Source organism: Streptomyces sp. NPDC006450, from assembly GCF_040612195.1.
Lineage (GTDB): Bacteria > Actinomycetota > Actinomycetes > Streptomycetales > Streptomycetaceae > Streptomyces.
On sequence record NZ_JBEXPT010000106.1, the window covers coordinates 1 to 23,043 of the forward strand.

The 23,043-nt window shown below is 73.4% G+C and carries 22 protein-coding genes and 1 pseudogene; 11 read left to right on the forward strand and 12 right to left on the reverse strand.

Annotated elements, in window-relative coordinates; translation table 11 throughout:
* Window positions 1–206 precede the first annotated feature (206 nt).
* The 3 genes from ABZY57_RS25490 to ABZY57_RS25500 all read left to right on the forward strand — a co-directional run bounded on the left by ABZY57_RS25490 (window position 207) and on the right by ABZY57_RS25500 (window position 2,633).
* The gene (locus ABZY57_RS25490; protein WP_356515641.1) at window positions 207–1,145 is read left to right on the forward strand and encodes a M56 family metallopeptidase; all 939 of its coding nucleotides are present in this window, start codon (window positions 207–209) and stop codon (window positions 1,143–1,145) included.
* 71 nt (window positions 1,146–1,216) lie between these two features.
* The gene (locus tag ABZY57_RS25495; RefSeq protein ID WP_356515643.1) at window positions 1,217–1,957 is read left to right on the forward strand and encodes a phosphatase PAP2 family protein; all 741 of its coding nucleotides are present in this window, start codon (window positions 1,217–1,219) and stop codon (window positions 1,955–1,957) included.
* A 37-nt stretch (window positions 1,958–1,994) separates the two neighbouring features.
* The gene (locus ABZY57_RS25500; RefSeq protein ID WP_356515645.1) at window positions 1,995–2,633 is read left to right on the forward strand and encodes a helix-turn-helix domain-containing protein; all 639 of its coding nucleotides are present in this window, start codon (window positions 1,995–1,997) and stop codon (window positions 2,631–2,633) included.
* Here ABZY57_RS25500 and ABZY57_RS25505 read toward each other — a convergent pair.
* A complete protein-coding gene (locus tag ABZY57_RS25505; protein ID WP_356515647.1) occupies window positions 2,630–4,117 on the reverse strand; it encodes a hypothetical protein in 1,488 nt (495 codons plus the stop codon). The genes ABZY57_RS25500 and ABZY57_RS25505 overlap by 4 nt on opposite strands.
* 76 nt (window positions 4,118–4,193) lie before the next feature.
* Here ABZY57_RS25505 and ABZY57_RS25510 point away from each other — a divergent pair, with 76 nt between their 5' ends.
* Entirely contained in the window at window positions 4,194–4,847 is a 654-nt protein-coding gene (locus ABZY57_RS25510; protein WP_356515649.1) for a DUF305 domain-containing protein, read from the forward strand.
* Window positions 4,848–4,899: 52 nt separating this feature from the next.
* Complete coding sequence (locus ABZY57_RS25515; protein WP_356515651.1) at window positions 4,900–6,255, forward strand: FAD-dependent oxidoreductase; 1,356 nt, start codon at window positions 4,900–4,902, stop codon at window positions 6,253–6,255.
* A gap of 110 nt (window positions 6,256–6,365) precedes the next feature.
* On the opposite strand, the gene ABZY57_RS25520 is transcribed toward ABZY57_RS25515, so the two are convergent.
* Entirely contained in the window at window positions 6,366–6,713 is a 348-nt protein-coding gene (locus tag ABZY57_RS25520; protein WP_327251373.1) for a helix-turn-helix domain-containing protein, read from the reverse strand.
* 126 nt (window positions 6,714–6,839) lie between these two features.
* Entirely contained in the window at window positions 6,840–7,940 is a 1,101-nt protein-coding gene (locus ABZY57_RS25525; protein WP_356515654.1) for an NADH:flavin oxidoreductase/NADH oxidase, read from the reverse strand.
* 203 nt (window positions 7,941–8,143) lie between these two features.
* On the opposite strand from ABZY57_RS25525, the gene ABZY57_RS25530 reads away from it, so the two are divergent.
* The gene (locus ABZY57_RS25530) at window positions 8,144–9,235 is read left to right on the forward strand and encodes an exo-alpha-sialidase (protein ID WP_356515656.1); all 1,092 of its coding nucleotides are present in this window, start codon (window positions 8,144–8,146) and stop codon (window positions 9,233–9,235) included.
* 50 nt (window positions 9,236–9,285) lie between these two features.
* Here ABZY57_RS25530 and ABZY57_RS25535 read toward each other — a convergent pair whose 3' ends face one another.
* Complete coding sequence (locus ABZY57_RS25535; RefSeq protein ID WP_356515658.1) at window positions 9,286–10,905, reverse strand: von Willebrand factor type A domain-containing protein; 1,620 nt, start codon at window positions 10,903–10,905, stop codon at window positions 9,286–9,288.
* A 174-nt stretch (window positions 10,906–11,079) separates the two neighbouring features.
* On the opposite strand from ABZY57_RS25535, the gene ABZY57_RS25540 reads away from it, so the two are divergent.
* Both ABZY57_RS25540 and ABZY57_RS25545 read left to right on the forward strand, forming a co-directional pair.
* Window positions 11,080–11,766: a uracil-DNA glycosylase gene (locus ABZY57_RS25540; RefSeq protein WP_356515660.1), complete on the forward strand. Its 687-nt coding sequence runs from the start codon at window positions 11,080–11,082 to the stop codon at window positions 11,764–11,766.
* Between the two features lie 109 nt (window positions 11,767–11,875).
* A complete protein-coding gene (locus tag ABZY57_RS25545; protein ID WP_356515662.1) occupies window positions 11,876–12,790 on the forward strand; it encodes a hypothetical protein in 915 nt (304 codons plus the stop codon).
* A gap of 107 nt (window positions 12,791–12,897) precedes the next feature.
* Here the strand turns inward: ABZY57_RS25545 and ABZY57_RS25550 are convergent, their stop codons facing one another.
* The 3 genes from ABZY57_RS25550 to ABZY57_RS25560 form a co-directional block, all read right to left on the reverse strand.
* Window positions 12,898–13,986: a lactonase family protein gene (locus ABZY57_RS25550; RefSeq protein WP_356515663.1), complete on the reverse strand. Its 1,089-nt coding sequence runs from the start codon at window positions 13,984–13,986 to the stop codon at window positions 12,898–12,900.
* A gap of 56 nt (window positions 13,987–14,042) precedes the next feature.
* A complete protein-coding gene (locus tag ABZY57_RS25555) occupies window positions 14,043–15,191 on the reverse strand; it encodes a nitric oxide synthase oxygenase (protein WP_356515665.1) in 1,149 nt (382 codons plus the stop codon).
* A gap of 204 nt (window positions 15,192–15,395) precedes the next feature.
* Entirely contained in the window at window positions 15,396–15,680 is a 285-nt protein-coding gene (locus tag ABZY57_RS25560; RefSeq protein WP_356515666.1) for a hypothetical protein, read from the reverse strand.
* Window positions 15,681–15,816: 136 nt separating this feature from the next.
* On the opposite strand from ABZY57_RS25560, the gene ABZY57_RS25565 reads away from it, so the two are divergent.
* The gene (locus ABZY57_RS25565) at window positions 15,817–16,842 is read left to right on the forward strand and encodes a LuxR C-terminal-related transcriptional regulator (RefSeq protein WP_356515667.1); all 1,026 of its coding nucleotides are present in this window, start codon (window positions 15,817–15,819) and stop codon (window positions 16,840–16,842) included.
* On the opposite strand, the gene ABZY57_RS25570 is transcribed toward ABZY57_RS25565, so the two are convergent.
* The 4 genes from ABZY57_RS25570 to ABZY57_RS25585 form a co-directional block, all read right to left on the reverse strand.
* Complete coding sequence (locus tag ABZY57_RS25570; protein WP_356515675.1) at window positions 16,816–18,327, reverse strand: FUSC family protein; 1,512 nt, start codon at window positions 18,325–18,327, stop codon at window positions 16,816–16,818. The two genes, ABZY57_RS25565 and ABZY57_RS25570, sit on opposite strands and share 27 nt — an antisense overlap.
* A gap of 276 nt (window positions 18,328–18,603) precedes the next feature.
* On the reverse strand, window positions 18,604–19,032 hold the full coding sequence (locus ABZY57_RS25575) for a universal stress protein (protein ID WP_356515668.1): 429 nt from the start codon (window positions 19,030–19,032) through the stop codon (window positions 18,604–18,606).
* Between the two features lie 76 nt (window positions 19,033–19,108).
* Window positions 19,109–20,713, reverse strand: coding sequence for an APC family permease (locus ABZY57_RS25580; RefSeq protein WP_356515669.1), 1,605 nt, complete (start codon window positions 20,711–20,713; stop codon window positions 19,109–19,111).
* 45 nt (window positions 20,714–20,758) lie between these two features.
* Entirely contained in the window at window positions 20,759–21,352 is a 594-nt protein-coding gene (locus tag ABZY57_RS25585) for a histidine phosphatase family protein (protein WP_356515670.1), read from the reverse strand.
* A 70-nt stretch (window positions 21,353–21,422) separates the two neighbouring features.
* Here ABZY57_RS25585 and ABZY57_RS25590 point away from each other — a divergent pair, with 70 nt between their 5' ends.
* On the forward strand, window positions 21,423–22,148 hold the full coding sequence (locus ABZY57_RS25590; RefSeq protein ID WP_356515672.1) for a YoaK family protein: 726 nt from the start codon (window positions 21,423–21,425) through the stop codon (window positions 22,146–22,148).
* A 118-nt stretch (window positions 22,149–22,266) separates the two neighbouring features.
* Entirely contained in the window at window positions 22,267–22,842 is a 576-nt protein-coding gene (locus tag ABZY57_RS25595) for a sigma-70 family RNA polymerase sigma factor (protein ID WP_356515674.1), read from the forward strand.
* Here the strand turns inward: ABZY57_RS25595 and ABZY57_RS25600 are convergent.
* Window positions 22,754–23,043 (reverse strand): annotated as a pseudogene (locus ABZY57_RS25600) (transcriptional regulator); the annotation flags it as partial. The gene ABZY57_RS25595 and the pseudogene ABZY57_RS25600 overlap by 89 nt on opposite strands.

A 23,043-nucleotide genomic window follows, 5' to 3' on the forward strand; every position in this document is an offset into this window, starting at 1 on the left:
GCGCGCGGCGCGCGCGGCACGGGCGGCCCCGGAGCCCCCGGCGGGCCGGCGGAAGTGATCCGTGCCTGCCGACTGGCCATGGGAATCGGGATGTTGGCGATGCTGCTCACGATGTGAGGCCGTGGGCGGGCGGGGGAAACGTGTCATGCGTCACCCTTGGCCCGGACCATACCCGCAGGTAGTCGCACGCTCCTAGGGTGGGGCCCATGATGGTCCCCGCCGCTCTCCTGCTGCTCGGCGCCCTGACCGCGGTGCTCGCACCCCGCCTGCTGGCCCGGGCCGAGTGGCCCGAGCGCGAACCCGTCGTGGCCCTGTGGACGTGGCAGTGCGTGGTGGGCGCCGTGCTCCTGTGCCTCGCGCTGTCGATGCTGCTGAGCGCGGCCGCCGCCTGGCAGGCCGTACGGGGCGGACTGTTCGCCCCGGCTCCGCACGGCGTGGTCGACGCCTACGCGCTGGGCGCCGCGGGCGGGCTCTGGGCCTCGGGCACCGCCGTCGCACTGGCGGGCGGCGGGCTGTGGACCGGCGCGATGCTGGCCCGGGAGATCCTGCGGGCCCGCGCCCGGCGCCGCGCGCAGGGCGCCGAACTCCTGGTGCGGGCCCCACTGTTGCCCGGGGAGCAGTCCTCCGGGGCGCGGCTCGTGGTCCTGGAGGGGCGGCGGCCCGACAGCTGGTGGCTGCCGGGTCCGGCCCCGCGGCTGGTGGTCACGACGGCGGCGCTGGGCCGGCTCAAGGGGAGTCAGCTGGACGCCGTACTGGCCCACGAGCAGGGACACGCGGCGGCCCGGCACGACTGGCTGCTGCACTGCTCGCGGGCGCTGTCCGGAGGGTTCCCGCAGGTCCCGGTCTTCGCGGCGTTCGAGGCGCAGATGCACCGGCTGGTGGAGCTGGCGGCCGACGACGTGGCCTCGCGGCGGTACGGGCGCCTGACCACCGCCCTGGCCCTGATCGGCCTGAACGAGGACCGCGGGGTCTTCGGCCCGTCCCCCGCGCCGGACGCGCACGTCCCCGAGCGGGTCCGGCGGCTGCTCGCGGCCGCGCCGCGGCTGTCGGCCGTACGCCGGCTCCGGCTGACGGCCCTGGCGACGCTGGCTCCGGCGATTCCGCTGCTGGTGGCGTTCGGACCCGGGTTGGGCGCGCTCGCGTAAGGACCGGCCGCCGGGGATCGCGGGTCCGTCGCCTGCGGGGCATCGGCGCCGCCGGGTGCGAGGATCGGCCGATGCGGAGCGATCACGTACGGTTGTGGACCCCATTGGTGTGCGTGCTGCTCGCCGCGGTGGCCGTGCTGACGGTCCTGGTGGCCGTCCGCTGGGGTCCGCTCCTGTCCCTCGACGGCCGGATCGCGGGGGGTCTGCACTCCTACGCCGTCTCCCGTCCCGGGGTCACCCGGCTGATGCGCGTGCTCACCGACTGGGTCTGGGACCCGTGGGCCATGCGGGCCCTGGCCGGAGCCGCCTGCGTGTGGCTGTGGTGGCGGGGCGAGGGCCGGTGCGCGCTGCGGATCGCGCTGGCCACCCTCGCGGCCTCGGCGGCCAGTCAGGGGCTGAAGGTCCTGGTGGGCCGGGAGCGGCCGGTGTGGGCGGATCCGGTCGACTCCGCGGACTACGCCGCCTATCCGTCGGGACACGCCCTGACGGCGATGGTGGTCTGCGGTCTGCTGGTGTGGCTGGTCGCGCGCCGGTCCGCGGATCCGTTGACACGCCCGTCCGTGCGTCCGTCCATACGCCCGTCCACGCGTCCGTTCGCACGGTCCGTCGCGGCCCTGGCACTGCTCCTGGCCGCGGTCTCGGTCCTCGGGGTCGGCTTCACCCGGATCTACCTCGGCGTGCACTGGTTCTCGGACGTCCTGGCGGGCTGGCTCCTGGGCGCGGTGCTCGTAGCCCTCACGGCCGCGGTCTCGGACGGTGCCTGCTCTGGGCGATCCCCCGTGTCGCCCAGAGCAGGCGGTCCGGTGCGCTGAGTATACTGGCTCCGAGCCAGTCAACGCAGGAGCAAGCATGTCCCCGCGCAGCGCATCGGTCAATGAAGAATTGCGCAGGCGTTCCCGGCAGCGGCTGCTGCACGCCACGGTCGAACTCGTCGCGGAGCGCGGCTACGAGGCCACCACCCTCGGCGACATCGCCGACCGTGCAGGAGCCGCCCGCGGCCTGGTGTCCTACTACTTCCCGGGCAAGCGCCAGCTCCTGCAGTCCGCCGTGCACCGGCTGATGCACCTCACCCTGGAAGCGGCGCTGGAGCGGGAGCCCCGGCCCGACGGACCCGACGACGGCCGGGAGCGCCTGGCCCGGGCCATCGACGCGATCCTCGGGCTGGCCGTGGACCGGCCCCGGCTGATGCGGACCCACATGGCGGGGATCCTGCAGGCGGAGGGGTTCGTCCAGTGCGTCGAGCAGCAGCGGCTCGCGGAGCTGCTGCGGGACACGGTCGTGCGGTACGGATCGACGGACGTCGACACCGACTACCCGCTGCTGCGGGCGCTGCTGATGGGGGCGGTGGTGGCGGTGCTGCTGCCGGGCGCGCCGATGCCGGCGGCCCGGCTGCGGGCCGAGCTGTTCCAGCGGTACGGGCTGGACTGGGAGTGGGGTGTCCCGCCGGACGGCGGACCGCCCGGCGGAACCTTTCCCTCGCCCCGTTAGTGGTATTCGGGCTGGGTCTGCACGTTGAGCCGGTTCAGCCACACCCACTTGGCGCTGTCGGTGCGCCAGTCGTCGAGCCGCAGCACGTCGAGGCCCTTGGCGATGTCGTTCGAGTAGATGTGCCCGTTGTAGTAGTACGCGGACCAGGAGCCGCCGAGGCCGAGCTTGTCGGTGGTCAGCGGGCCCCGCTCGAAGTAGGCGATCTCCTTCGGGCTGGTGGAGTCGGTGAACTCCCAGACGGAGATGCCGCCCTGGTACCAGGCCTGGACCATGATGTCGCGGCCGCCGCCGACCGGGATCAGCGAGCCGTTGTGGGCCACGCAGTTCTCGGTGTCGGCCTGCAGGCGCGGGATCTTGAAGTAGCTCTTGAAGACGAGCTTGCGCTGGTCGCCGCGGCCGGTGATCTCGTAGATGCCGTCGGCTCCCCGGTTGGGGCCGGTGGCCTCGTTGCAGGTGGCGCCGCCACCGCCGCCCAGCTCGTCGGTGAACACCACCTTGTCGGCGCGCTCGTTGAAGGTGGCCGAGTGCCAGAACGCGAAGTTCACGTTGTCCTGGACCCGGTCGATGACGCGCGGCTCCTCGGGCTTGCTGATGTCGAAGAGGATGCCGTCACCCATGCAGGCGCCCGCGGCGAGGTCCTTCGAGGGCAGCACGGTGATGTCGTGGCAGCCGGTGGTCTTGGAGACGCCCGGGTTGGTGGGCGCGCCCGGGTTGCCGCCGTCCGGGAAGAGGATCGGGAAGGCCACGACCGCGGCCTGCGTCGGGCTCTTCCTGGGGACCTTCACGACCGAGATGCCGTCGTGCGGCGGCTTGCAGTCGGGGAAGGCATCGTTCGGGTTGTACGAGGAGACGTAGAGGTAGGCGTCCCGGCCGCCCGGCACCAGCGTGTGGGTGTGGGAGCCGCACGGGGTCTCGACGGACTTGATGTACTTGGGGTTCTTCTTGTCCTTGATGTCGAAGATCTTGATGCCCTCCCACGAGGACTTCTCCGTGGCGGGCTGCGAGACGCTGTTGCAGGAGTCGTCGCTGCGCGAGGAGTCGGTGGACAGGAAGAGCAGGTCCCCGTCGACCGAGATGTCGTTCTGCCCGCCGGGGCAGAGCACCTCGGTGACCTTCTTCGGCGCCTTGGGGTTGCCGATGTCGTAGATCGTGAAGCCGTTGTAGCTGCCCGCGTAGGCGTACTTGCCCTGGAACGCCATGTCGGAGTTGATTCCGGTCGGGTCGGAACTGGGGATGTTGGCGAGGGGTTTGATGTTCCGGCTGTGGACGATCTCGTCCTGGCCCGGTATCTCGCCGGGCGCCAACTCCCGGCCCGCGCCGGCCGCGGTGGCGGCGCTTCGTGGCGCACCCGCGCCCGGGAGCAGGTCTCCCGGGTCGGGGGTGGCGGCCGCGGGTCCGGCCGCCAGTAACGTGGTGAGGAGTCCGGCCGCGGCTGCGGCCACTCCCAGGGATGTGCGCCGTCTGCTGGTGTGCATCGAGGTCACTGTGCCCTCCCATGAGTCCGATCGGTTCCGCCCGTGGTGGGAACGGAACGCGGACCCCGGCAGTATGGTCCTTTGCATGGACATGGCGAAAGTCTCACTCGGGCGAATCGTCGGAGCGGCCCTGACCGTCGGGCTCCTGCTCCCCCTCACCGGCTGCCGCGACGGCGGCGGGCCGGACGGCGCGGCCGACGGCAAGCCGATGGTGATCGCCCCCGGCAAACCCGGCGAGAAGGCGCGCACCATCTCCCCCGAACAGGCGGCCGGGGAGCTGCCCGACGACACCCCCAACGCGGCCGACCGAGCGTACGTGCGGAACATGATCGAACACCACGGGCAGGCGCTGACCATGAGTGCGCTCGCTGCGGACCGGGCCGCGGCCGACGGGGTCAAGCGGCTCGCCGAGCGGATCGCGGCCGCGCAGAAACCCGAGATCGGCGCGATGGAGGGATGGGCCGCCCGGAACCCCGCACCCGGCCCCGACCCGGGAGCCCACGACCACGGGACGATGCCCGGCATGGCCACCGCGCAGCAGCTGGAGGAACTGACCGCGGCCAGGGGTGCGGACTTCGACCGGCTCTTCCTCGCTCTGATGACCGCCCACCACGAGGGCGCCCTGAAGATGGCGGGCGAGGTCCTGGCCTCGGGCAACAACGCCGCCGTGGAGGAGATGGCCAACGAGGTGGCGGCCACCCAGAGCGCCGAGGTCCACCGGATGCGCGCGATGGGCTGACGGCCCGGTCACCCGGTGTCATGCTGGGAACACCTGCGGGAGGAGCTCCGCCGTGCTTCGTATCGCCGTCGTCGGATCGGGCCCCAGCGGGGTCTACTCCGCACAGACACTCGTACAGCAGCGTGAGGTGCCGGGGATCCTGGTCGACGTGCTCGACCGGCTGCCCGCTCCGTACGGACTCGTGCGCTACGGGGTGGCCCCCGACCACGAGAAGATCAAGTCCCTGCAGAGCAGCCTGCGCACCGTGCTGGAGGACGAGCGGATCCGCTTCCTCGGGAACGTCGAGGTCGGCGGAGAAGCGCTGCCCACCGCCCGGCTCCTGGAGCTGTACCACGCGGTGGTCTACTGCGTCGGCGCGGCCCGGGACCGGATGCTCGGCATCCCCGGCGAGGACCTCGTCGGGGTGCACTCCGCCACGGCCTTCGTGTCCTGGTACAGCGGCCACCCGGACGCGGCCGCCGAGGCCTTCGGCCTGCCCGGGGTGGATTCGGCGGTCGTGATCGGCGCGGGGAACGTGGCCGTCGACGTGACGCGGATCCTGGCCCGGGGCGTACCGGAGCTGACCCCCACCGACATGCCGCAGCCCGCCCTGGGCGCGCTCGGCGCCAGCGCGGTGCGCTCGGTCCACATGGTGGCCCGGCGCGGGCCCTCGCAGGGCAAGTTCACCACCAAGGAGCTGCGCGAGCTGGGCACGATGCCGGGCGTGGACGTGCTGGTGGACCCGGCGGAGCTGGCCGTCGACCCGGCGTACGCGGACCCGGGCGCGGCCCTGCCCACGGCGAACCGGCGCAACGTGGAGGTGCTGCGCGGCTGGGCGGCCGCCCCGGCGGGCGGCGGGGACCGGCGGATCTCGCTGCGGTTCTTCCTGCGCCCGGTGGAGGTGCTCGGCGGACCGGACGGGCGGGTCACCGGCATGCGTTTCGAGCGGACCGCTCCCGACGGCCGGGGCGGGGTCACCGGTACCGGTGTCCACGAGGACGTCCCGGCCCAGCTGGTCCTGCGTTCGGTGGGGTACCAGGGCGTCCCGCTGGACGGGCTGCCCTTCGACGGGCGGCGCGGTACGGTCCCGCACGCGGCGGGCCGGGTGCTCCGGGAGGGCCGCGCATCCGTCGGCGAGTACGTGGCGGGCTGGATCAAGCGCGGCCCGACCGGGGTCATCGGCACCAACCGGCCCTGCGCGAAGGAGACGGCCTCCTCCCTGCTCCAGGACGCGGGGGCGCTGGCCCGGCGCGACCGCGAGCGGGACCCGCTGGAGGCCCTGCGGGAGGCGGGGCTGCGACCGGTCCGGTGGCCGGGGTGGCTGGCCATCGAGACGGCGGAGGCGGAACTCGGGCGGTCCCTGGGCCGGCGCTCCGTCAAGATCCCGGACTGGGCGGGCCTGCTGGCCGCGGCGGGCGGCACGGACTGATCCCCGGGCCCCCGGCCGTCAGGACCGGGCCCCGTCCACGGCCCGATCTGCCGGCCCGATCTGCGTTGCGGGCTCCGGCCCGGTCTCCGGGCCTGGCCCGGGGTGTGCCCTCAGCCCCGGTCGCGCGTCTCCTCGGCGGCGGCCGCCGCGAGGACGCCGTCGAGGAGCCCGGGGAACAGCTCCGCCAGCTCGGCGCGGCGCAGTCCGTTCAACTTGGCCGTGCCGCGGTAGGACTGGCGCACGACACCGCTCTCGCGCAGGACCCGGAAGTGGTGCGTGGTCGTGGACTTGGTGACCGGGAGCTCGAAGTGCGAGCAGACCAACTCGGCGTCCGTGGCCGCGAGGTCGCGGACGATGGAGAGCCGGACCGGGTCGGACAGGGCGTGCAGGACCCCTTCGAGCCGGATCTCGGCGGCCTCGGGGTGGGCGAGGACACGGGCCGCGTCACGTTCCGTCATGTCCGTACTCCACTCGCTGGGTGGTACCGCGATTGCGGGTGTGCCCCCATCGTACGAGAACCATCGTAGGAGCGGGGCCGAACGGCCGGGTGCGGCGCGGGAGCCCGGCCCCCGCGCCGCACCGGTTCACCACGAGCGGAGGTACTGCTCGGGCGTACGGAGCTCCGCACCGAGCTCGGCGGCCGCGCGGCGGGCCCAGAACGGGTCGCGCAGCAGTTCGCGGCCCAGCAGGACGGCGTCGGCCTCGCCGTTGGCCAGGATCTTCTCGGCCTGCTCCGGTTCCGTGATCAGGCCCACGGCGGCGACCGGAAGGGTGGTCTCGGCCTTGACCCGGGCCGCGAAGGGCACCTGGTAGCCGGGGCCGACCGGGATCGTCACGCCGGGGGCGAGGCCTCCGGTGGAGACGTCGAGGAGGTCGACGCCGTGCTCCTCCAACAGCCCGGCCAGCCGGACCGTCTCGTCGGCGGTCCAGCCGTCCTCCTCCAGCCAGTCGGTGGCGGAGATCCGGAAGAACAGCGGCAGTTCCTCGGGCCACACCGCCCGTACGGCGTCGACGACTTCGAGGGCGAGGCGGGTGCGGTTCTCGAAGGAGCCTCCGTACGCGTCCGTGCGCTTGTTGCTGTGCGGGGAGAGGAACTCGCCGATCAGGTAGCCGTGGGCGCCGTGGATCTCGACGACCTGGTAGCCGGCGGCGAGCGAGCGCCGGGCCGCGGCCGCGAACTGCTCGACGACGTCCCGGATCTCCCGGACCGTCAGCTCGTGCGGGGCCTGGTGGTCCGCGGAGAACGGCACGGCGCTCGGGGCGCTGGGCAGCCAGCCGTGCGCCTCGGGTCCGACGGGGCGCCCGCCCTCCCAGGGGCGGTCGGTGGAGGCCTTGCGGCCGGCATGGCCGAGCTGGATGCCGGGGACCGCGCCCCGGCTCTTCACGAAGGAGGTGATCCGGCGCAGCGCCTCGACCTGCCGGTCGTTCCAGATCCCGAGGTCGTACGGCGAGATCCGTCCCTCGGGGGCGACGGCCGTGGCCTCCTGGATGATCAGGCCGGTGCCGCCGGTGGCGCGGGCCGCGTAGTGCGCGAAGTGCCAGTCGTGGGCGACCCCGGTGTCCGGACCGGTGGGCTCGGCGCTGTACTGGCACATCGCGGCCATCCACACCCGGTTCGGGACGGTGACCGAGCGGATGGTCCACGGCTGGAACAGGGCGGCGAAGGATACGGGGGCAGCACTCATGAGGGGTCTCCAGAGGCGACTGGAAGCGCACCGGGGAACCGGCCGCTAAGTACGAGAGTCACCGTACTACGAAATCCCTCGTAGTACGAGACCTCTCGTACCACCGGGCGGGCTCGCGCGCCGCGACCTGCCTCTGTCAGTGGTCGGGTGCAGACTGGCGGAAACGCTGCCGTGCAGGACAAGGACGTCCGGAGGTGTCGGCCATGACCGACGTGGTACTGCTCGCGGGGACCCGCAAGGGCCTGTTCATCGGCCGCCGGAGCTCCGGCGGCACCTGGGAGTTCGGCGAGCCGCACTTCAACGCCCAGGCGGTCTCGGCCGTCGCCATCGACCGGCGCGGCGGTGCGGCCCGGCTCCTGGTCGCCGGGGACAGCACCCACTGGGGGCCGTCCGTCTTCAGCTCCGACGACCTGGGCGCGACCTGGCGGGAGCCCGCCGCGGCCGCCGTGAAATTCCCCGAGGACACGGGAGCCTCCCTGGAGCGGGTCTGGCAGCTCCATCCGGCCGGCCCCGAGGCCCCCGGCGTGGTCTACGCGGGCACCGAACCGGCCGCGCTGTTCCGCTCGGCCGACCACGGCGAGTCCTTCGAGCTGGTCCGCCCCCTGTGGGAGCACCCGACCCGGGACAAGTGGGTCCCGGGCGGCGGCGGCGAGGGCCTGCACACGGTGATCACCGACCCGGGCGACCCGGAACTGGTCACGGTGGCGGTCTCCACGGCCGGGGTGTTCCGGACCACGGACGGCGGGGCGAGCTGGACCCCTTCCAACAACGGGGTCTCGGCGGTGTTCCTGCCCGATCCGAACCCCGAGTTCGGCCAGTGCGTGCACAAGATCGCCCAGGACGCCGGGGACACCGGCCGGCTGTACCTGCAGAACCACTGGGGCGTCTACCGCAGCGACGACGCCGGGACCCGCTGGACGGACATCGGCGGGGGCCTGCCCTCCGACTTCGGCTTCGCGGTGGCCGCCCACCCGCACCGGCCCGGCACCGCCTACGTCTTCCCGCTCAACGCCGACTCCGACCGCGTCCCGGCGGAGCACCGCTGCCGGGTCTTCCGCACCACGGACGCGGGCGCGAGCTGGGAGCCCCTCACGAAGGGCCTGCCGGCCGGGGACCACTACGGCACGGTGCTGCGGGACGCGCTCTGCACGGACGACGCGGACCCGGCCGGGATCTACTTCGGCAACCGCAACGGCGAGCTGTACGCCAGCCAGGACGACGGGGACAGCTGGCAGTTGCTGGCCGAGCACCTCCCCGACGTCCTGTGCGTACGGGCCGCCGTGCTGGACGGCTAGGTGTATCGACCCGTACCGGCGTCCGTCCGCGTCCGTCCGCGTCCGGCCCGTCAGCCGGTGAGCCCGCGGGCCTCGCGCACGGCCTGTGCCAGTTGGCGTACGGCCGGATCCTCGGTGCTCCCGGCCAGCCGGTCCGCGTGTCCGGCCAGGCTCCCCAGCGGGACGGCGCCCGGCACCCGCTCCCAGCCGCCGTCGCGCTCGCGCAGGGCGGAGGCGAAGTAGGCCGCCACCGCGGTGACCTGGAAGCGGGTGGACGCCCCCGTCCACACGTCGCCGGACAGGGCCGCCGACTCGATCCGGCCGGACTCCTCGTGCGGCGCACGGGTGCGCGGGTCCAGCCAGCGCACCGTCGCCGTCGCGAGGTGTCCGGTGGCGCCGGGGCGCAGCCGCACCGCGTACAGGGCGGTCACGGTGTGGCCGGAGCCGACCTCTCCCCCGTCCACGGCGTCGTTCCTGAAGTCGCCGTCGGCGACGCGGCGGTCGTCGTAGCCGATCAGCCGGAACCGCTCGACGGTCTGCGGATCGAAGGCGACCTGCGCCTTGGCGTCGCGGGCCCGCAGCTGCACCTGCGCCGGGAGGTCCTCGCAGAACACCTTGCGGGCGCCTTCCGCGTCGGAGACGTAGGTGGTGTGTCCGTCGCCGCGGTCGGCGAGCTGTTCCATGAAGGCGTCGTTGTACTCACTGCCCACACCCACGCCGAACAGGGTGATGCCGTGCTCGGTCCGGGCCTCGCCGATCCTGTTCAGGATGGTGTCGGCGGAAGTGGCGCCGGTGTTGGCCAAGGCGTCGGAGAGCAGGACGACCCGGTTGGTGGCGCCGGGCCGCAGCGACTCGACCGCGACCTCGTACCCGCGGATGACCCCGGCCTCCACGTTGGTCGAGTCGGCGGTGCGCAGTGCGGCAACGACCTCGTGGATCCGGTCGCGGTGGCCCTCGACGCGGGTCATCGGCAGCCGGGTCTCGGCCTTGCCGCTGAAGGTGACGACGGCGACCGAGTCGTCTTCGCGGAGCTGGTCGGTCATCAGCTTCATGGAGGTGCGGACGAGGTCGAGGCGGCCCGGCTCGGCCATGGAACCGGAGACGTCCACGACGAAGGTGAGCGCCGCGGGCGGCCGGGCCTCCGCGCCGTCCGCCCCGCCGTTCCCCACGCGGGTGGCGAGGCCGACGCGGACCAGGGACCAGTTCGCCTCGGTGGTGCGGGCCCCGTCGACGGTGACGGAGAAGCCGTCGCCGTCGGGCTCCTGGTAGTCCTGCCGGAAGCTGTTGACGAACTCCTCGGGGCGCACGGTGGCCGGGTCGGGGAGCTTTCCGTCCGCGAGGGTGCGGCGGGCGTACCCGTAGCTGGCGGTGTCCACGTCGAGCGCGAAGGTGGAGAGGTAGTCGGCGGGCGGTGCGGTGGGGCGCCGCCCCTCGCTCTCCCCCTCCGCCCCTTCTCCGCCGGGGCGGGTGGCCGACGGCCGCGGCCCGGAGTCGCCGCCCTTCCACTCCCCGTCGGCGCTGCGGTTCGACCCGCCACTCCCGCAGCCGGTCAGCAGGAGGCCGCCGGCGAGGAGCGCGGCGCTCAGTCTGCCGTAGGTTCTCCGCCGGGCTGCCGGGCGGACCCTGCGGGATGTGCCGGGGGTACTGGGCGTGCGGGGTGTGCCGGGTGTGCGGTCCTCGTGGGGCTCCATGCCGTCTCCCTCGAACGTCGTCGGTGCTGAATGGGACGCCTGGGAAGGGAAGTTGGAGCAATCGAACCTGTTGCGAACAGGTATCGAAGCGACAACGGGCCACCGGGGAGGCGCCGCGGGCCCCGCGCGCGAGCGGTGGCACCGGGCGGCGGACTGGGCCAGTAGAGTGATCCGGTGGCAGCACGACCGTTGAACGAGATCGTCGAGCCGGGCTGGGCCCGCGCTCTGGAGCCGGTGGCGGCGCAGATCGCCGCGATGGGCGACTTCCTGCGCGCGGAGATCGCGGCGGGCAGGACCTACGTCCCCGCGGGCGCGAACGTGCTGCGCGCGTTCCAGCAACCCTTCGACGAGGTGAAGGTGCTGATCGTCGGGCAGGATCCGTACCCGACGCCGGGGCACGCGATCGGCCTCTCCTTCTCCGTGGCGCCAGAAGTCAGCCCGTGGCCCCCGAGCCTCGACAACATCTTCCGCGAACTGCACGCCGATCTCGGTACGGGGCGGCCCCGGAACGGGGACCTGACTCCGTGGACCCGGCAGGGCGTCCTGCTGCTGAACCGCTCGCTCACCACCGCCCCGCGCAAACCGGGCGCCCATCGCGGCAAGGGGTGGGAGGCGGTGACCGAACAGGCCATCCGCGCTCTCGCGGCCCGCGGCAAGCCCCTGGTGTCGGTGTTGTGGGGGCGCGAGGCGCGCAACCTCCGGCCGCTGCTGGGCGAGCTGCCGGCCCTGGAATCGGTGCACCCCTCCCCGATGTCCGCGGACAACGGGTTCTTCGGGTCCAGGCCGTTCAGCAGGGCGAACGACCTGCTGGTCCGCCAGGGCGCGCAGCCCGTGGACTGGCGGCTTCCCTCCGCAGGGTGACCGAAGCGCTGCACGGTATCTGACATTCCTCGGATAAATACGGACAGATGCCGCCGGAGAAGGCCCTGCCCGAACACCCGGTTTCGATAAACCAGTAGCATGCGGCGCCATGAGCTCCCCCACTGGGCCCGCAAATGGCCTGCCCGTACGAATGCCGCGACCCCGCCAGACCGGACGGCACCGCCGGCCCGAGCCCGCGGTGGCGCCCGAGGGCGCGCCCGCGCTGGTGCTCGCCGTGCCCGGTGCCCCTTCGGCCGCCTCGCGGGGGCTCGCGGAAGAGATCATCAGCATCGGCCGCTCGGAGCTGCCGGGCCTGGACGCCCGGGTCGGTTTCCTCGACGGTGACGACGCCTCCGAGTTCCCGTCCCTGTCGGGCGTGCTGAACGGCGTCGCCCACGACCGCGCCGCGCGCGCGGAGTCCGCCCGCGCCGCCGGGCAGGAGGTGCCCGCGCCGACCGGCCCGGACGCCGTGGTCGTGCCCCTGCTGGCCGGCCCCGACGGGGGTCTGCTGCGCCGCATGCGCCAGGCCCTGATGGACTCCTCGGCCGCCGCCGAGCTGGCCGACCCGCTCGGCCCGCACCCGCTGCTCGCCGAGGCGCTGCACGTGCGGCTGTCCGAGGCCGGTCTCGCCCGCGCCGACCGGGCCCGGCTCTTCAGCGTGACCACGGCCGCGGACGGCATCGTCCTGGCCACCACCGGCGGGGAGGAGGCCGTGCAGGCCGCGGGCATCACCGGCATGCTGCTGGCCGCCCGTCTCGCCGTGCCGGTGATGGCCGCCGCGCTGGACGAGGAGGGTTCGGTGGCCGCCATCGCCGACCAGCTCCGCCGCGAGGGTTCGGCGCAGCTCGCGCTGGCCCCGTACCTGATCGGCCCGGAGGCCGCCGAGGGACTCCTCGACACCGCCTGCAAGGAGGCCGGCTGCAGCGCCGCCGACGTGCTCGGCGCGTACCCCGCGCTCGGCAAGCTGGCCGTCGCGCAGTACTCCGCAGCCCTCGGCATCACCCAGGGCGCCGCCGCCCACTGACCCCCCTGCTCATGCCGTACGCACGAGGGCCCGCGCCCCGGACCGTTCTGAATCGAACGAGCCGGAGCGCGGGCCCTCGTACGTACGGCGCGGGTGGCGGCCGGGCCTCAGCCGAAGACCACGCAGCTGGCGGCGGGTACGGCCACCGAGCCGGCCCGGCGCGGCTCGCCGGTCTGCCGGTCCACGTCGAACCAGGTGACGTCGCCGGAGCGCTCGTTGGCCGCGTACAGCCGGCGCCCCGACGGGTCGGCGGCCAGATCGCGCGGCCAACTGCCCCCGCACGGCACCGTGCCCGTGAGCAGCGGCTTCTCCGCGCCGCCGGCGAGGGAGAGGGTGGCGATGGTGTCGGCTCCGCGGACGGCCGCCCAGACGAAACGGCCGTCGGCGGAGGCAACGACCGCCGAGGGGTAGGCCGCCGGGGCCCCTGGAGCGCCCGTGGAGGCGACCGGAACCTCGGCGACCGGTTCCAGCTCGCCCGACCCCCCGTTCCAGCGGCAGACGGTCAGCTGCGGCTCCAGCTCGTGAAGTACGTAGACCACCTCGCCCGAAGGGTGGAAGGCGAGGTGCCGGGGGCCGGTCCCGGCGCGCAGCGCGGTCTCGGTGTGGAGGGTCGGGGCTCCGGTGGCCGGGTCGAGCGCGCAGACCCGTACCGAGTCGGTGCCGAGGTCGACGCTGAGCACCCAGCGGCCGCCAGGAGCGGGCAGTACCTGGTGCGCGTGAGGGCCCTTCTGCCGGCCGGCGTCGGGGCCGGAGCCCTGGTGGGCCAGTACGGCGGCGGGCCCCCCGATCGAGCCGTCGGCGGCGAGCGGGAGGCTGCTGACGCTGCCTGAGGTGTAGTTGGCGGTCAGCAGCCGGCGCCCGGCCACGCTGAGGTGGGTGGGGCCGGAGCCGCCGACACCGATGGTCGCGCCGAGGGGGGTGAGCCCCTCGCCGGTGGTCCGGAAGGCGCCCACGGCGCCCTGTTCGGCCTCGCTCACGGCGTACAGCACGCCGTTGACGGGGTCGTGGGCCAGGTACGAGGGGTCCGCGACGGCGTCCGTGGCCGAGAGCGGGGTGAGCGCTCCGGTGGCCGGATCCACGGCCGCGGTGGTGACACCGCGACCGCCCCCCGAGGTGAACGAGCCGATCCAGGCCCGGTGTCCGCCGCCGTCGGCCGTACGGTCCGTACCGCCCACACCACTGTCCGCGCCGCCCACGGGAGTTCCCTCTCAGCCGTTCCGGATCCGTTCGTGAGCGACGGTAACAGAAGGGTCTAGACCAAGTCCCGTCCCTGGGCCCGTTCCTGGGCGCCGGGGTGGTGGACGTAGGCGGTCGAGCTCGGCCGGTCCTCGTAGGTGCGGTGGAAGACCGGGGTCGCCGACCCGGAGATCGGCGGCACGATCCAGGACCAGTCCGCGCCCACGTCGCGGCCCTTGCGCTCCTCCTTCTCCAGGTGGGTCAGGAAGCGCCGGGACTCCGTGTGGTGGTCGGCGATGGTGACCTTGGCCCGGTCGAAGGAGTGCAGCACCGCCCGGTTGAGCTCGACGAGTGCGCGGTCCTTCCAGAGGGAACGGTCGCTCACGGTGTCGAGGCCCATGCGGCGGGCGACCGCGGGCAGGAGGTTGTAGCGGTCGGTGTCGGCGAGGTTGCGGGCGCCGATCTCGGTGCCCATGTACCAGCCGTTGAAGGGCGCCGCCGGGTAGTGGATGCCGCCGATCTCCAGACACATGTTGGAGATCGCGGGTACGGCGTGCCAGCGCAGGCCCCAGTCCGACCAGCCGTCACCGCCGGCCGCTCCGTCGGGGTGCTCGATGGGCACCTCCAGCACGGCGTCCGGGGGGACGTCGAACCAGCGGGGTTTGTCGTCGACCCCCTGCACGACCAGTGGAAGGAGGTCGAAGGGGGTGCCGGGGCCGCGGGACCAGCCGAGGGCGAGCAACGCGCTCGTGAGCTCGGCGTTGCGTGCGTCGCCGACGGTTATCGAGGGGTGGTCGCCGTAGCCGGCGTACCGGACCAGTTGCTCGCTCCAGATGACCGGTCCGGGACGGTCCGGGCCGTCGGGGGCGAAGACCGTGATGGTGGGGCGGACCCGGCCGCCGTTGGTGGCCTCGCGCAGGTGCTCGAAGCACTCTTCGGCTATCCCGTCCGCGTCGGTGAGGCCGCGGCGGTCGCGGACGCGCAGCGAGTTCCAGTACAGCCTGCCTATGCAGCGGTTGCTGTTGCGCCACGCGACGCGGGCGCCGTGCTCCAGCTCCTCGGGAGTGTGCCGGTACGTGTCCGTCTCGGCGAGCTCGGCCCGTACCGCGGCGAGCCGCCCACGCGGGTCACCCGCGTCCGGGTTCTCCCTGTGGAACAGTCGGATGAACTCCTCGGCCGCTTCCCACACCTGAGCGGTGCTGGAGCGCTGTTGAAGTATTTCCATTCCGGGCGGTTACCCCCTGTCCGACCAGGTCCACCCCGCGCGCCGGGCAGGCGCCCTGCCGGATGAATGTGCAAGGAACAATCACCCGTTGTACACGCCGCAGGTCAGCGCCGTGCGGAAGGCGCGCCCGGAACACTCCTCCGTGTGATCTTCACCGATCGGCCTGCGGAGGGGACATGGGCGGACGTACCATCCGCGGCACGTTCAGACGCGCGTCTCGTCGTGGATCACGCGCACCGCGGCGGTGGCGGCGACGACCGCGGAGCGGGCGCAGCCCAGTGCCTCGCGGGCCGTCTCCAGTCCGCCTTCGCGGCAGAGCAGCGCCGAGGCGTCGGCGGCGCAGTCGATCAAGTGCATGGCCACCCGGGCGAGTTGATCATCGGATCCGTACGCGTCGTCCACGGCCTTGCGCGCCCGGGCCAGCATGTCCAGGGCCTCCGTCAGCCCCGTCGGCGGAGTCCTGCGCTCGGAAAGAATGTCTCGCTTCACCGTCGCCACTCCCGCCACTGGTCATGTGGGCCATTTCGCGATCACCAGGCAGGAAGGATCCTGCCGTTCCGCTCCCCCGCGGCCAACGGGCCGAGGCATCCTGATCTTGCATTGCCGGAACAAGAAGGGGGTCCAGATGAACACCAACACCGCACATCCCGACATTGACGGCTGCACGTCGATCTGCGGGGACTGCGCGGCCGGTTACCGAAGGGCATTACGCGAGGGCGGCTTATCGGGGACCGCTCCGGCATGCCTGATCGCTTTCGGGCTGCTCCGGAAGCCGGCGGGCTCCGCCGACCACCTCCCGGTACCGCCCTCGGTCGCCGTGCTCACCCTCGCGCGGCCGATCAGGCAGGCCATCCTGGACCAGCGGGCCGCGCTGGACACGCTGATCGACTCCCTTTCCCCGATGGACGCCGTCTACCGGCACGAACGCCAGCGCCACAAGGCCCACGTGCAGCCGCTGATCGGCCGCGAGGTCATCGACACCGCCGTCCAGGGCGCCTTGGAGACCTGCTCGGAGGAACTGCTCAGCGCGCACCCCGAGGGCGGCCGCCCCTCCGGCGCGCTCGCCGACGCGCTGCCCCGCGATCTGTCCCTCGCCGGCCGCGGAGTCCGTCAGCGCACGATCTACGGCCACACGGTCCGCGCGCACGCCCCGACGCTCGCCCACATGGAACGGGTCACCCAAGAGGGCGCCGAGGTGCGGACGGTGGGCGACCGGTTCGAGCGGCTGATCGTGTGCGACCGGTCGGCCGCGTTCATCGCCGTGCTCGCCGAGAGCGGAGAGGAGGCGTATGCCCTGGAGATCCGCGAACCCGGCCTGATCCAGTACCTCACGAAGACCTTCGAGGCCGTGTGGGAACGGGCGGTCCCGGTCGAGTTCGACGCGACGGGACAACGCCCTCCCCGGCTCACCGACGAGATCCAGCAGGCGATTTTGGAACTCATGGTGCGGGGGCACACGGACGAGGCCATTTCCAAAAGGCTCGGCCTGAGTACCCGCACCATCGGCGCCCACATCAAACGCGCCGCGACCCGCTTCGGAAGCCGCAGCCGGGCCGAACTCGGCTTCAGCCTCGCGAGGGCCGGAGTCCTCGACGCCGGCCGGGACGCGCCCGGGCCGCCGTGGTCAGGCCCCCACCAGCGGGGAGCGTGACGCACTGCGCAGCGGACCGTCCAGCTGGGCGAGGAGCCGCTCCAGACCGTGCAGGTGCGCCAGCGCCGGCTCCGAGGCCGCCCGCGCGGGGTTCGGGGCCGTGGCGGCCGACCCCTGCTCCGCCTGCGTGCCCCGTTCCGCTTCCGGCGCCAGCAAGGCCTCCACGGCGGCCTCCACGCGCCAGCAGGCCGCCGCGAGGCGGGCGTCGTGGCTCGCGTCCGGGTCCGCGGCCACGGAGACCAGCCCGCGGACTTCCACGGCGCACTCGTCGAGCAGCGCGAGCACCCGGCGGGCCCTGGCCTTGCGGCCGCGGTAGGGGCTCAGCGGGTGGACGAGCGGAGCCAGGGAGAGCCGTACCCGGCCCAGGAACAGCTCCAGTTCCGCGGCGTGCGGCGCGGGGTCGGCGACCGGGGAGCCCGCGAGCCGGGCCGCGGCCTCGGCCGTGCAGGTGCGGACGCAGCGCAGCGCGCGCTGGATCCACATGTCGTTGGTCGCGTGCGTGGTCACCGGGAGCACCAGGATTACGGCCAGCCCGGCACACACCGCGCCGACGGCCGTCTGCTCCAGCCGAAGGACGAGCAGGCCGGGATCGAGTACGCCCAGCAGTCCGTAGAGCAGTCCGGCCATCACCGTGACGGCCATCATCATCCAGCTGTAGGACACGGCCGCGGTGTAGAAGATCCCGAAGACGCAGAGGGCCACCAGGACGGCCGTGGGCGCCGGCGCCCCGTTCAGCGGGATGGCCACCAGCAGGCCCGCGCCGATCCCGATGACCGTGCCCAGGACCCGGCGGAAGCCGCGGACCAGGGTCTCGCCGCGCGAGGCGGTGTTGACGAAGATCCACCAGGCGGTGCCGACCGCCCAGTACCAGCGGTCCTCCGACAGGGTCTGACCGATGCCCAGCGCGACCGCGCAGGCGGCGGTGGCCTGGAAGGCCTGGCGGGTGGTCGGCCGGGCCAGCCCGGTCCCGGGCGGCGCGGGAGGTACGGCGGCGGGCGGTACGCGCCGCTCGATCGGCCACAGGACGAACCGCACGGCGCCGGCGGACAGGAGGGCCAGTCCGACGGCCGCGTAGAGCTCCGGCAGCTGGCCGGGCAGGGCGTGCAGGAACTGCGTGATGAAGAAGTTCATGAACGCGAAGATCCCGAGGGCGTGGCCGCGCACCCCCCACCTGCGGGCGTAGACGCCGGCGAACACCACGGCGACGAACACCGCGTCGCGGGCGAGCGGTACGCCGTGCAGGGTGGTGGCCAGGGCGAGCACGGGGAAGCCGGCGGCGGGCAGCAGGGCGGTGGTCACGCGCTGGGCGCGCACGGTCGAGTCGGTCACGGTGAAGAGGGCGAGCAGGGCCGCCAGGCCCCCGGTGATCGACGCGACGAGCGAGAGCCCGCAGAGCTCGGCCACGGCCACCGCGAGAGCGACGCCGATGACGGCCCGTGTGGCGTTCCTGAGTCTTGCGCGCCCCGGATCCGGAGCCACGAACATCCTCTTCACGGCGGTGTGCCGCCCCCCTTGCGATGGAGCACGCCGGACCCGCCTCCGCCCGGGGGTGGTGGGCGGCGTACGGGCACGGCGAAGGCGCCACGGTCCGGAGCGGCCTCGTTGCCGTCCGGCGCTGCGTGGCGCCGTAGATACATGGATACGACACAGATAAGCATCCGCCGGGGCAATGGCTCAACTCGGCCCGCCTCGGGTGGGCCATTGGCACAGGTGAGAGCGGCGATCTTCGGCCACGGTGGGCCAACGGACCCGGGCGGCGGGTCAGTCCCCGGAAGCCTGCTCGGTCGGAACGCACAGGACCGGGATCGGGGAGAGGTGCAGGAGCTTGTGCGGGGTGGATCCGAGCAGGGCGCCGCGGATCGGACTGTCGCCCCAGCTCCCCACGATGATCACCCGGGCGCCGTGCCGTTCGGCCGCGTCGAGCAGTGCCTGGGCCGGTTTCGCGTCGGCCACCTCGACCGTGGACGGCACTCCCGCCTCGTCGGCGGCCGCCACCGCCCGCGAGAGCGCGCTGCGGCCGGCTTCCCGGACGGCCTCCCGGTGCGCCCGGTACTCCTCTCCGGTGGCTCCCGGGGCGGCGGCCCCGTACACGAGGACGAGCGGCTCGCCGAAGGCGGTGGCCACCTCCAGGGCCACGTGCAGGGCGCGCTCGGCTCCGGGCGACTCGTCGTACCCGAGGACGACGGACATCGTGGCTCCTCTCGGCTTGCGGTCGGTGCCGCGGTGCTGCCTGCGCCGCGGCGTTCAGGGCTCCGGTGCCCGGCGTTCAGGGCTTCGGCACCTCGGACCTTCGGGGCTTCCTGGCCGCGTGGACGAGGGCCGGGTCGGCGACGCCACGCCGCTCCTGCCAGAAGCGCCCGTCCCTGATCCGCCAGAAGCACATGACGAGGACGCCGACGACGGCGATGCCGATCCCGATGACCAGCGGCGGACCGAGGCCGAACCAGGAGACGCCGCTCGCCGAGTTCTCCGGGTCGGACATGTCGTCCACCGACTGCACGAGCAGCCAGGCCAGCAGGCCTGCGCCGACCACCGGGCCGAGGCCGATCAGCAGGAAGTTGTGCAGGCTCTCCAGCAGGTGGCGCCGGTAGTAGACGGCGCAGGCCAGGCCGGTCAGGGCGTAGTAGAAGGAGATCAGCAGGGAGAGGGCGGTCAGGGAGTCCAGGAGGGCGTTCTCGCTGATCTGGTTGACGGCGAGGTACCAGGCGATGGCGATGCCCGCCACCCACCAGGTGCTCACGTCCGGGGTCCGGAACCGGGGGTGGATGTGCGAGAGGTTCGGCGGCAGCGCGTGCCGGCGGGCCATGGACAGGGCGGTACGGGAGGCGGGGATGATCGTGGTCTGCGTGGAGGCGAGCGCGGAGGTGCAGACGGCGAGCAGCACGACCCAGTCCCAGCCACCCATGACCTCGTGCGCGAGGACCGCGAAGACGGCCTCCTCCTCGCCGGCGTTCTCGGCGAGGAACTCCGTCCCCGCGTAGGCGACGACCGCGAAGCCGACGGACAGGTACGTCACCAGAAGGACCACGGTGGACCAGATGCCGGCCTTGCCCGGTGCGGTGGCCGAGTTCTCGACCTCCTCGGTGAGGTTGACCGCCGACTCCCAGCCCCAGTAGATGAACACGCCGAGCAGCAGTCCGCCGGTGAGGGCGGCGCCGCCGGCGCCGAAGGGGTTGAGCCACTCGATCGCGGGTCTGGTGCCGTCGAGGCTGCTGGTGCCGGCGTAGACGCGGTAGAGGGCGACGACGGCGAAGACCAGCAGGAAGAAGACCTGGGCGAGGATCAGGACGTCCTGGAGACGGGCCGACATCTCGGTGCCGATGACGCAGACGGCCGTCATGGCCAGGATCACGACGACGGTCAGGCCCTGGCGCAGTGCGTCGTTCGCCGCCCAGCTGTCGAGTCCGGCGGCGAGCAGTCCGAAGTGGACGGCCACGTCGGCCAGCGAGCCGATGACGAGGACGCCGGTCATCGCGATGGCCCAGCCGCCGAGCCAGCCCGCCCAGGGACCCATGGCGCGCGTCACCCACGAGAAGGTGGTCCCGCAGTCCTGGTCGACCTTGTTGAGGTAGTAGAAGGCGGCGGCGATCAGCAGCATCGGGACGAAGGAGGCCAGCATGACGCCGGGCGCGTAGATGCCGACGAGCGCGACGATCGGGCCGATGACCGCGGCCAGGGAGTAGGCGGGCGAAGTCGAGTTCAGGCCGATGACGAGCGCGTCGAGGAAGCCGATCGCATCGGCCTTGAGCCCGGGTTCCCCGGCGGCGGGGCCCGCGTCGGCGGAGTCCGTGGCGTCCCTCGCTCCCGGTTCCGGCTCCGGAACCGGTTCCGGGGGCTCAGGGGGCTTGCCGTCCGAGCCATGGTGGGCCATGTACGCATCGTCACGCAGACGGGGCCGGTGCGCGAGGCGGGAGCGTCAGGGGCGGGTGTTCCACCCCGCTACGACGGGCAGGCCGTGCTCCGTGGACAGCATGCTGAAGGTGCCCGTACGGAGCAGGAAGAGGCGTCCGGCCTCGGGCGGCAGGCCGAGGTAACGGGCGGTCAGCACCCGCAGCAGGTGTGCGTGGGCCACCAGGACGACATTGCCGCGGTCGGCGCGCAGCACCTCGGCCGCCCGGGCGAGCACCCGGTCCGCGCGGGCCCCGACCTGGGCGGCGTTCTCGCCGGGGTGCTCCTCGTCGCCGGGCGGGACCCCGTCGGTCCACAGGGACCAGTCGGGGCGCTCGCGCAGGATCTCGGCGGTGGTGACGCCCTCGTAGCCGCCGTAGTCCCACTCGTACAGGTCGGGGTCGGTGACGGCGCCGGTCAGGCCGGCCAGCTCGGCGGTGGCGGCGGCCCTGCGCAGCGGGCTGGTCAGGACGAGGGCGGGCTTGCGGTCGCGGAAGTACGGGAAGAGCGAGATCGCCTCCTCGACCCCGCTCGGGGCCAGGGGGATGTCCGTGCGCCCGGTGTGCCGTCCGGTCGCGCTCCAGGCGGTCTCGCCGTGCCTCACCAGGAGAAGATCGCTCACCCTGCGGACCCTAGTGCCTGCGGCATGTCGGCGCCGGACGAGCGGGCCGGAGCTGTCAGTGTCGGGGCTCATGAGCCCGGGTTCCCGTACGAAGCGACCTCCGCTGACCCTCCTGCTGCTGGTGCTGACCGTGGTGACCGGGCTGACCGAGGCGGTCAGCCTGCTGGCGCTCGGGCCCGTCTTCACGGCGATGCAGACCGGCAACGTGCTGTTCCTGGCCTTCGGCGTGGCCCACGCGGGCCCGGTGCCCTCGCTGGCGCCCGCCGTCTCGCTGTCCGCGTTCGCCCTGGGGGCGGTGTGCGGGGCCCGGCTGGAGGCCTTCGTGGAGGACCGGGGCCGGCGCTGGTTCGTGACCGGGCTGTCGGCCGAGGCGGTGCTGATCGTGGCGGCCGCGGCCGCCGGATGGGGGTTGGTGCCCCGCTTCGGAGCTCCTGGCGCCCGGCAGCTGCTGGTCTCGGCGATCCTGTCGCTGGCGATGGGGATCCGGAACGTGACGAGCCTGCGGGTGAACCTGGCCGGGGTGCCGACCACCCTGGTGACCCGCTCGCTGACCTCCTTCCTCGGCGGCTCGACCGTCGGGCAGGACCGGGCCTTCGGGTACGGGACCGCGGCCTGGGTGCGGCGGGCGTGGTCGGTCGGCGCGATGTTCACGGGCGGACTGGCCGGGGCGCTGCTCGTGCGGACCGGCTGGCCGGTGGGGTGGCTGCTGCTGCCGGCCGCCGTACTGGTCCTGGCGGTGGCGCTGGTGTACCTGACCCAGCCGCTGATGCACCCCGGCGGGGAGCCATCGGTCTAGCTAGGTCAGGCCGTCTCTTTCGGATCACGCCCGGCCCTCCCGGCCGCGGCCCCCCGGTGAAAACGATGCGGAAACGATGCAAGTTGGCCTCGGATGTCGTTCCCGCGAGGCTCGGGGCATGGACGACCAGGACGACGCCCGGCTGGCGGCGGGTTTCGCGGCGGGCGACGAGGAGTGCGTGGCGGCGGTCTACCGGCGCTGGCGGCCGCTGGTGCACGCGCTGGCCTCCCGCTCGCTCGGCGACGAACGGGAAGCCGAGGACGTGACCCAGCAGGTCTTCCTCGCCGCGTGGCGGGGCCGCGGCGGGTACCGGCCCGGGACGGGAGGCCTCGGGGCCTGGCTGACCGGCATCACCCGGCACAAGGTGGCCGATGCCCTGGAGGCCCGCACCCGGCGGGCCCGGGTGGTCCAGGCCGCCGCGCGCGTCTGCGCGCAGGGCCGGACGGAACCGGAGCCGGGCCCGGAGCGGGCCGTGGAACGGGTGCTGCTGCTCGGCGAGTTGGCGCGGCTGCCGTCGGCGCAGCAGAAGGTGCTGCGGCTCGCCTTCTACGCGGACCTGACGCAGTCGCAGATCGCGGACCGCACCGGGCTCCCGCTGGGCACCGTCAAGAGCCACATGCGGCGGGCGCTGCACGTTCTGCGTCAGTCCCTGGAGCGTTCCCTGGAGCCCGGGGTGCCACAACCGATTCGATGACGGCCAGACCCGAGCGGAGCCCGAACAGCCGCTCGGTGCGGTCGGGTCGGGCCGTGGCTCCGGCGCCCCAGCCCGGGCCGGCCAGCAGCAGCGCCGAGTGGCCGCGGGCGCCTCGGGGGCCCCACTCGATGCCCGCCACCGACCTGGCGAGCGCGGCGTCGGCGGTCGTACGGGACTGCGCCCACAGGACGACGGCCCGCG

Excerpts from the sequence above, each read along its gene's own strand:
- ABZY57_RS25555 (WP_356515665.1), bottom strand. The coding sequence starts at position 15,191 with ATGGAAATACTTCAACAGCGCTCCAGCACCGCTCAGGTGTGGGAAGCG.
- ABZY57_RS25580 (WP_356515669.1), bottom strand. The coding sequence starts at position 20,713 with ATGGCCCACCATGGCTCGGACGGCAAGCCCCCTGAGCCCCCGGAACCG.
- ABZY57_RS25490 (WP_356515641.1), top strand. The coding sequence starts at position 207 with ATGATGGTCCCCGCCGCTCTCCTGCTGCTCGGCGCCCTGACCGCGGTG.
- ABZY57_RS25530 (WP_356515656.1), top strand. The coding sequence starts at position 8,144 with ATGACCGACGTGGTACTGCTCGCGGGGACCCGCAAGGGCCTGTTCATC.
- ABZY57_RS25520 (WP_327251373.1), bottom strand. The coding sequence starts at position 6,713 with ATGACGGAACGTGACGCGGCCCGTGTCCTCGCCCACCCCGAGGCCGCC.
- ABZY57_RS25590 (WP_356515672.1), top strand. The coding sequence starts at position 21,423 with ATGAGCCCGGGTTCCCGTACGAAGCGACCTCCGCTGACCCTCCTGCTG.
- ABZY57_RS25565 (WP_356515667.1), top strand. The coding sequence starts at position 15,817 with ATGAACACCAACACCGCACATCCCGACATTGACGGCTGCACGTCGATC.
- ABZY57_RS25525 (WP_356515654.1), bottom strand. The coding sequence starts at position 7,940 with ATGAGTGCTGCCCCCGTATCCTTCGCCGCCCTGTTCCAGCCGTGGACC.
- ABZY57_RS25595 (WP_356515674.1), top strand. The coding sequence starts at position 22,267 with ATGGACGACCAGGACGACGCCCGGCTGGCGGCGGGTTTCGCGGCGGGC.
- ABZY57_RS25500 (WP_356515645.1), top strand. The coding sequence starts at position 1,995 with ATGTCCCCGCGCAGCGCATCGGTCAATGAAGAATTGCGCAGGCGTTCC.
- ABZY57_RS25575 (WP_356515668.1), bottom strand. The coding sequence starts at position 19,032 with ATGTCCGTCGTCCTCGGGTACGACGAGTCGCCCGGAGCCGAGCGCGCC.
- ABZY57_RS25570 (WP_356515675.1), bottom strand. The coding sequence starts at position 18,327 with ATGTTCGTGGCTCCGGATCCGGGGCGCGCAAGACTCAGGAACGCCACA.
- ABZY57_RS25535 (WP_356515658.1), bottom strand. The coding sequence starts at position 10,905 with ATGGAGCCCCACGAGGACCGCACACCCGGCACACCCCGCACGCCCAGT.
- ABZY57_RS25510 (WP_356515649.1), top strand. The coding sequence starts at position 4,194 with ATGGACATGGCGAAAGTCTCACTCGGGCGAATCGTCGGAGCGGCCCTG.
- ABZY57_RS25495 (WP_356515643.1), top strand. The coding sequence starts at position 1,217 with ATGCGGAGCGATCACGTACGGTTGTGGACCCCATTGGTGTGCGTGCTG.
- ABZY57_RS25545 (WP_356515662.1), top strand. The coding sequence starts at position 11,876 with ATGAGCTCCCCCACTGGGCCCGCAAATGGCCTGCCCGTACGAATGCCG.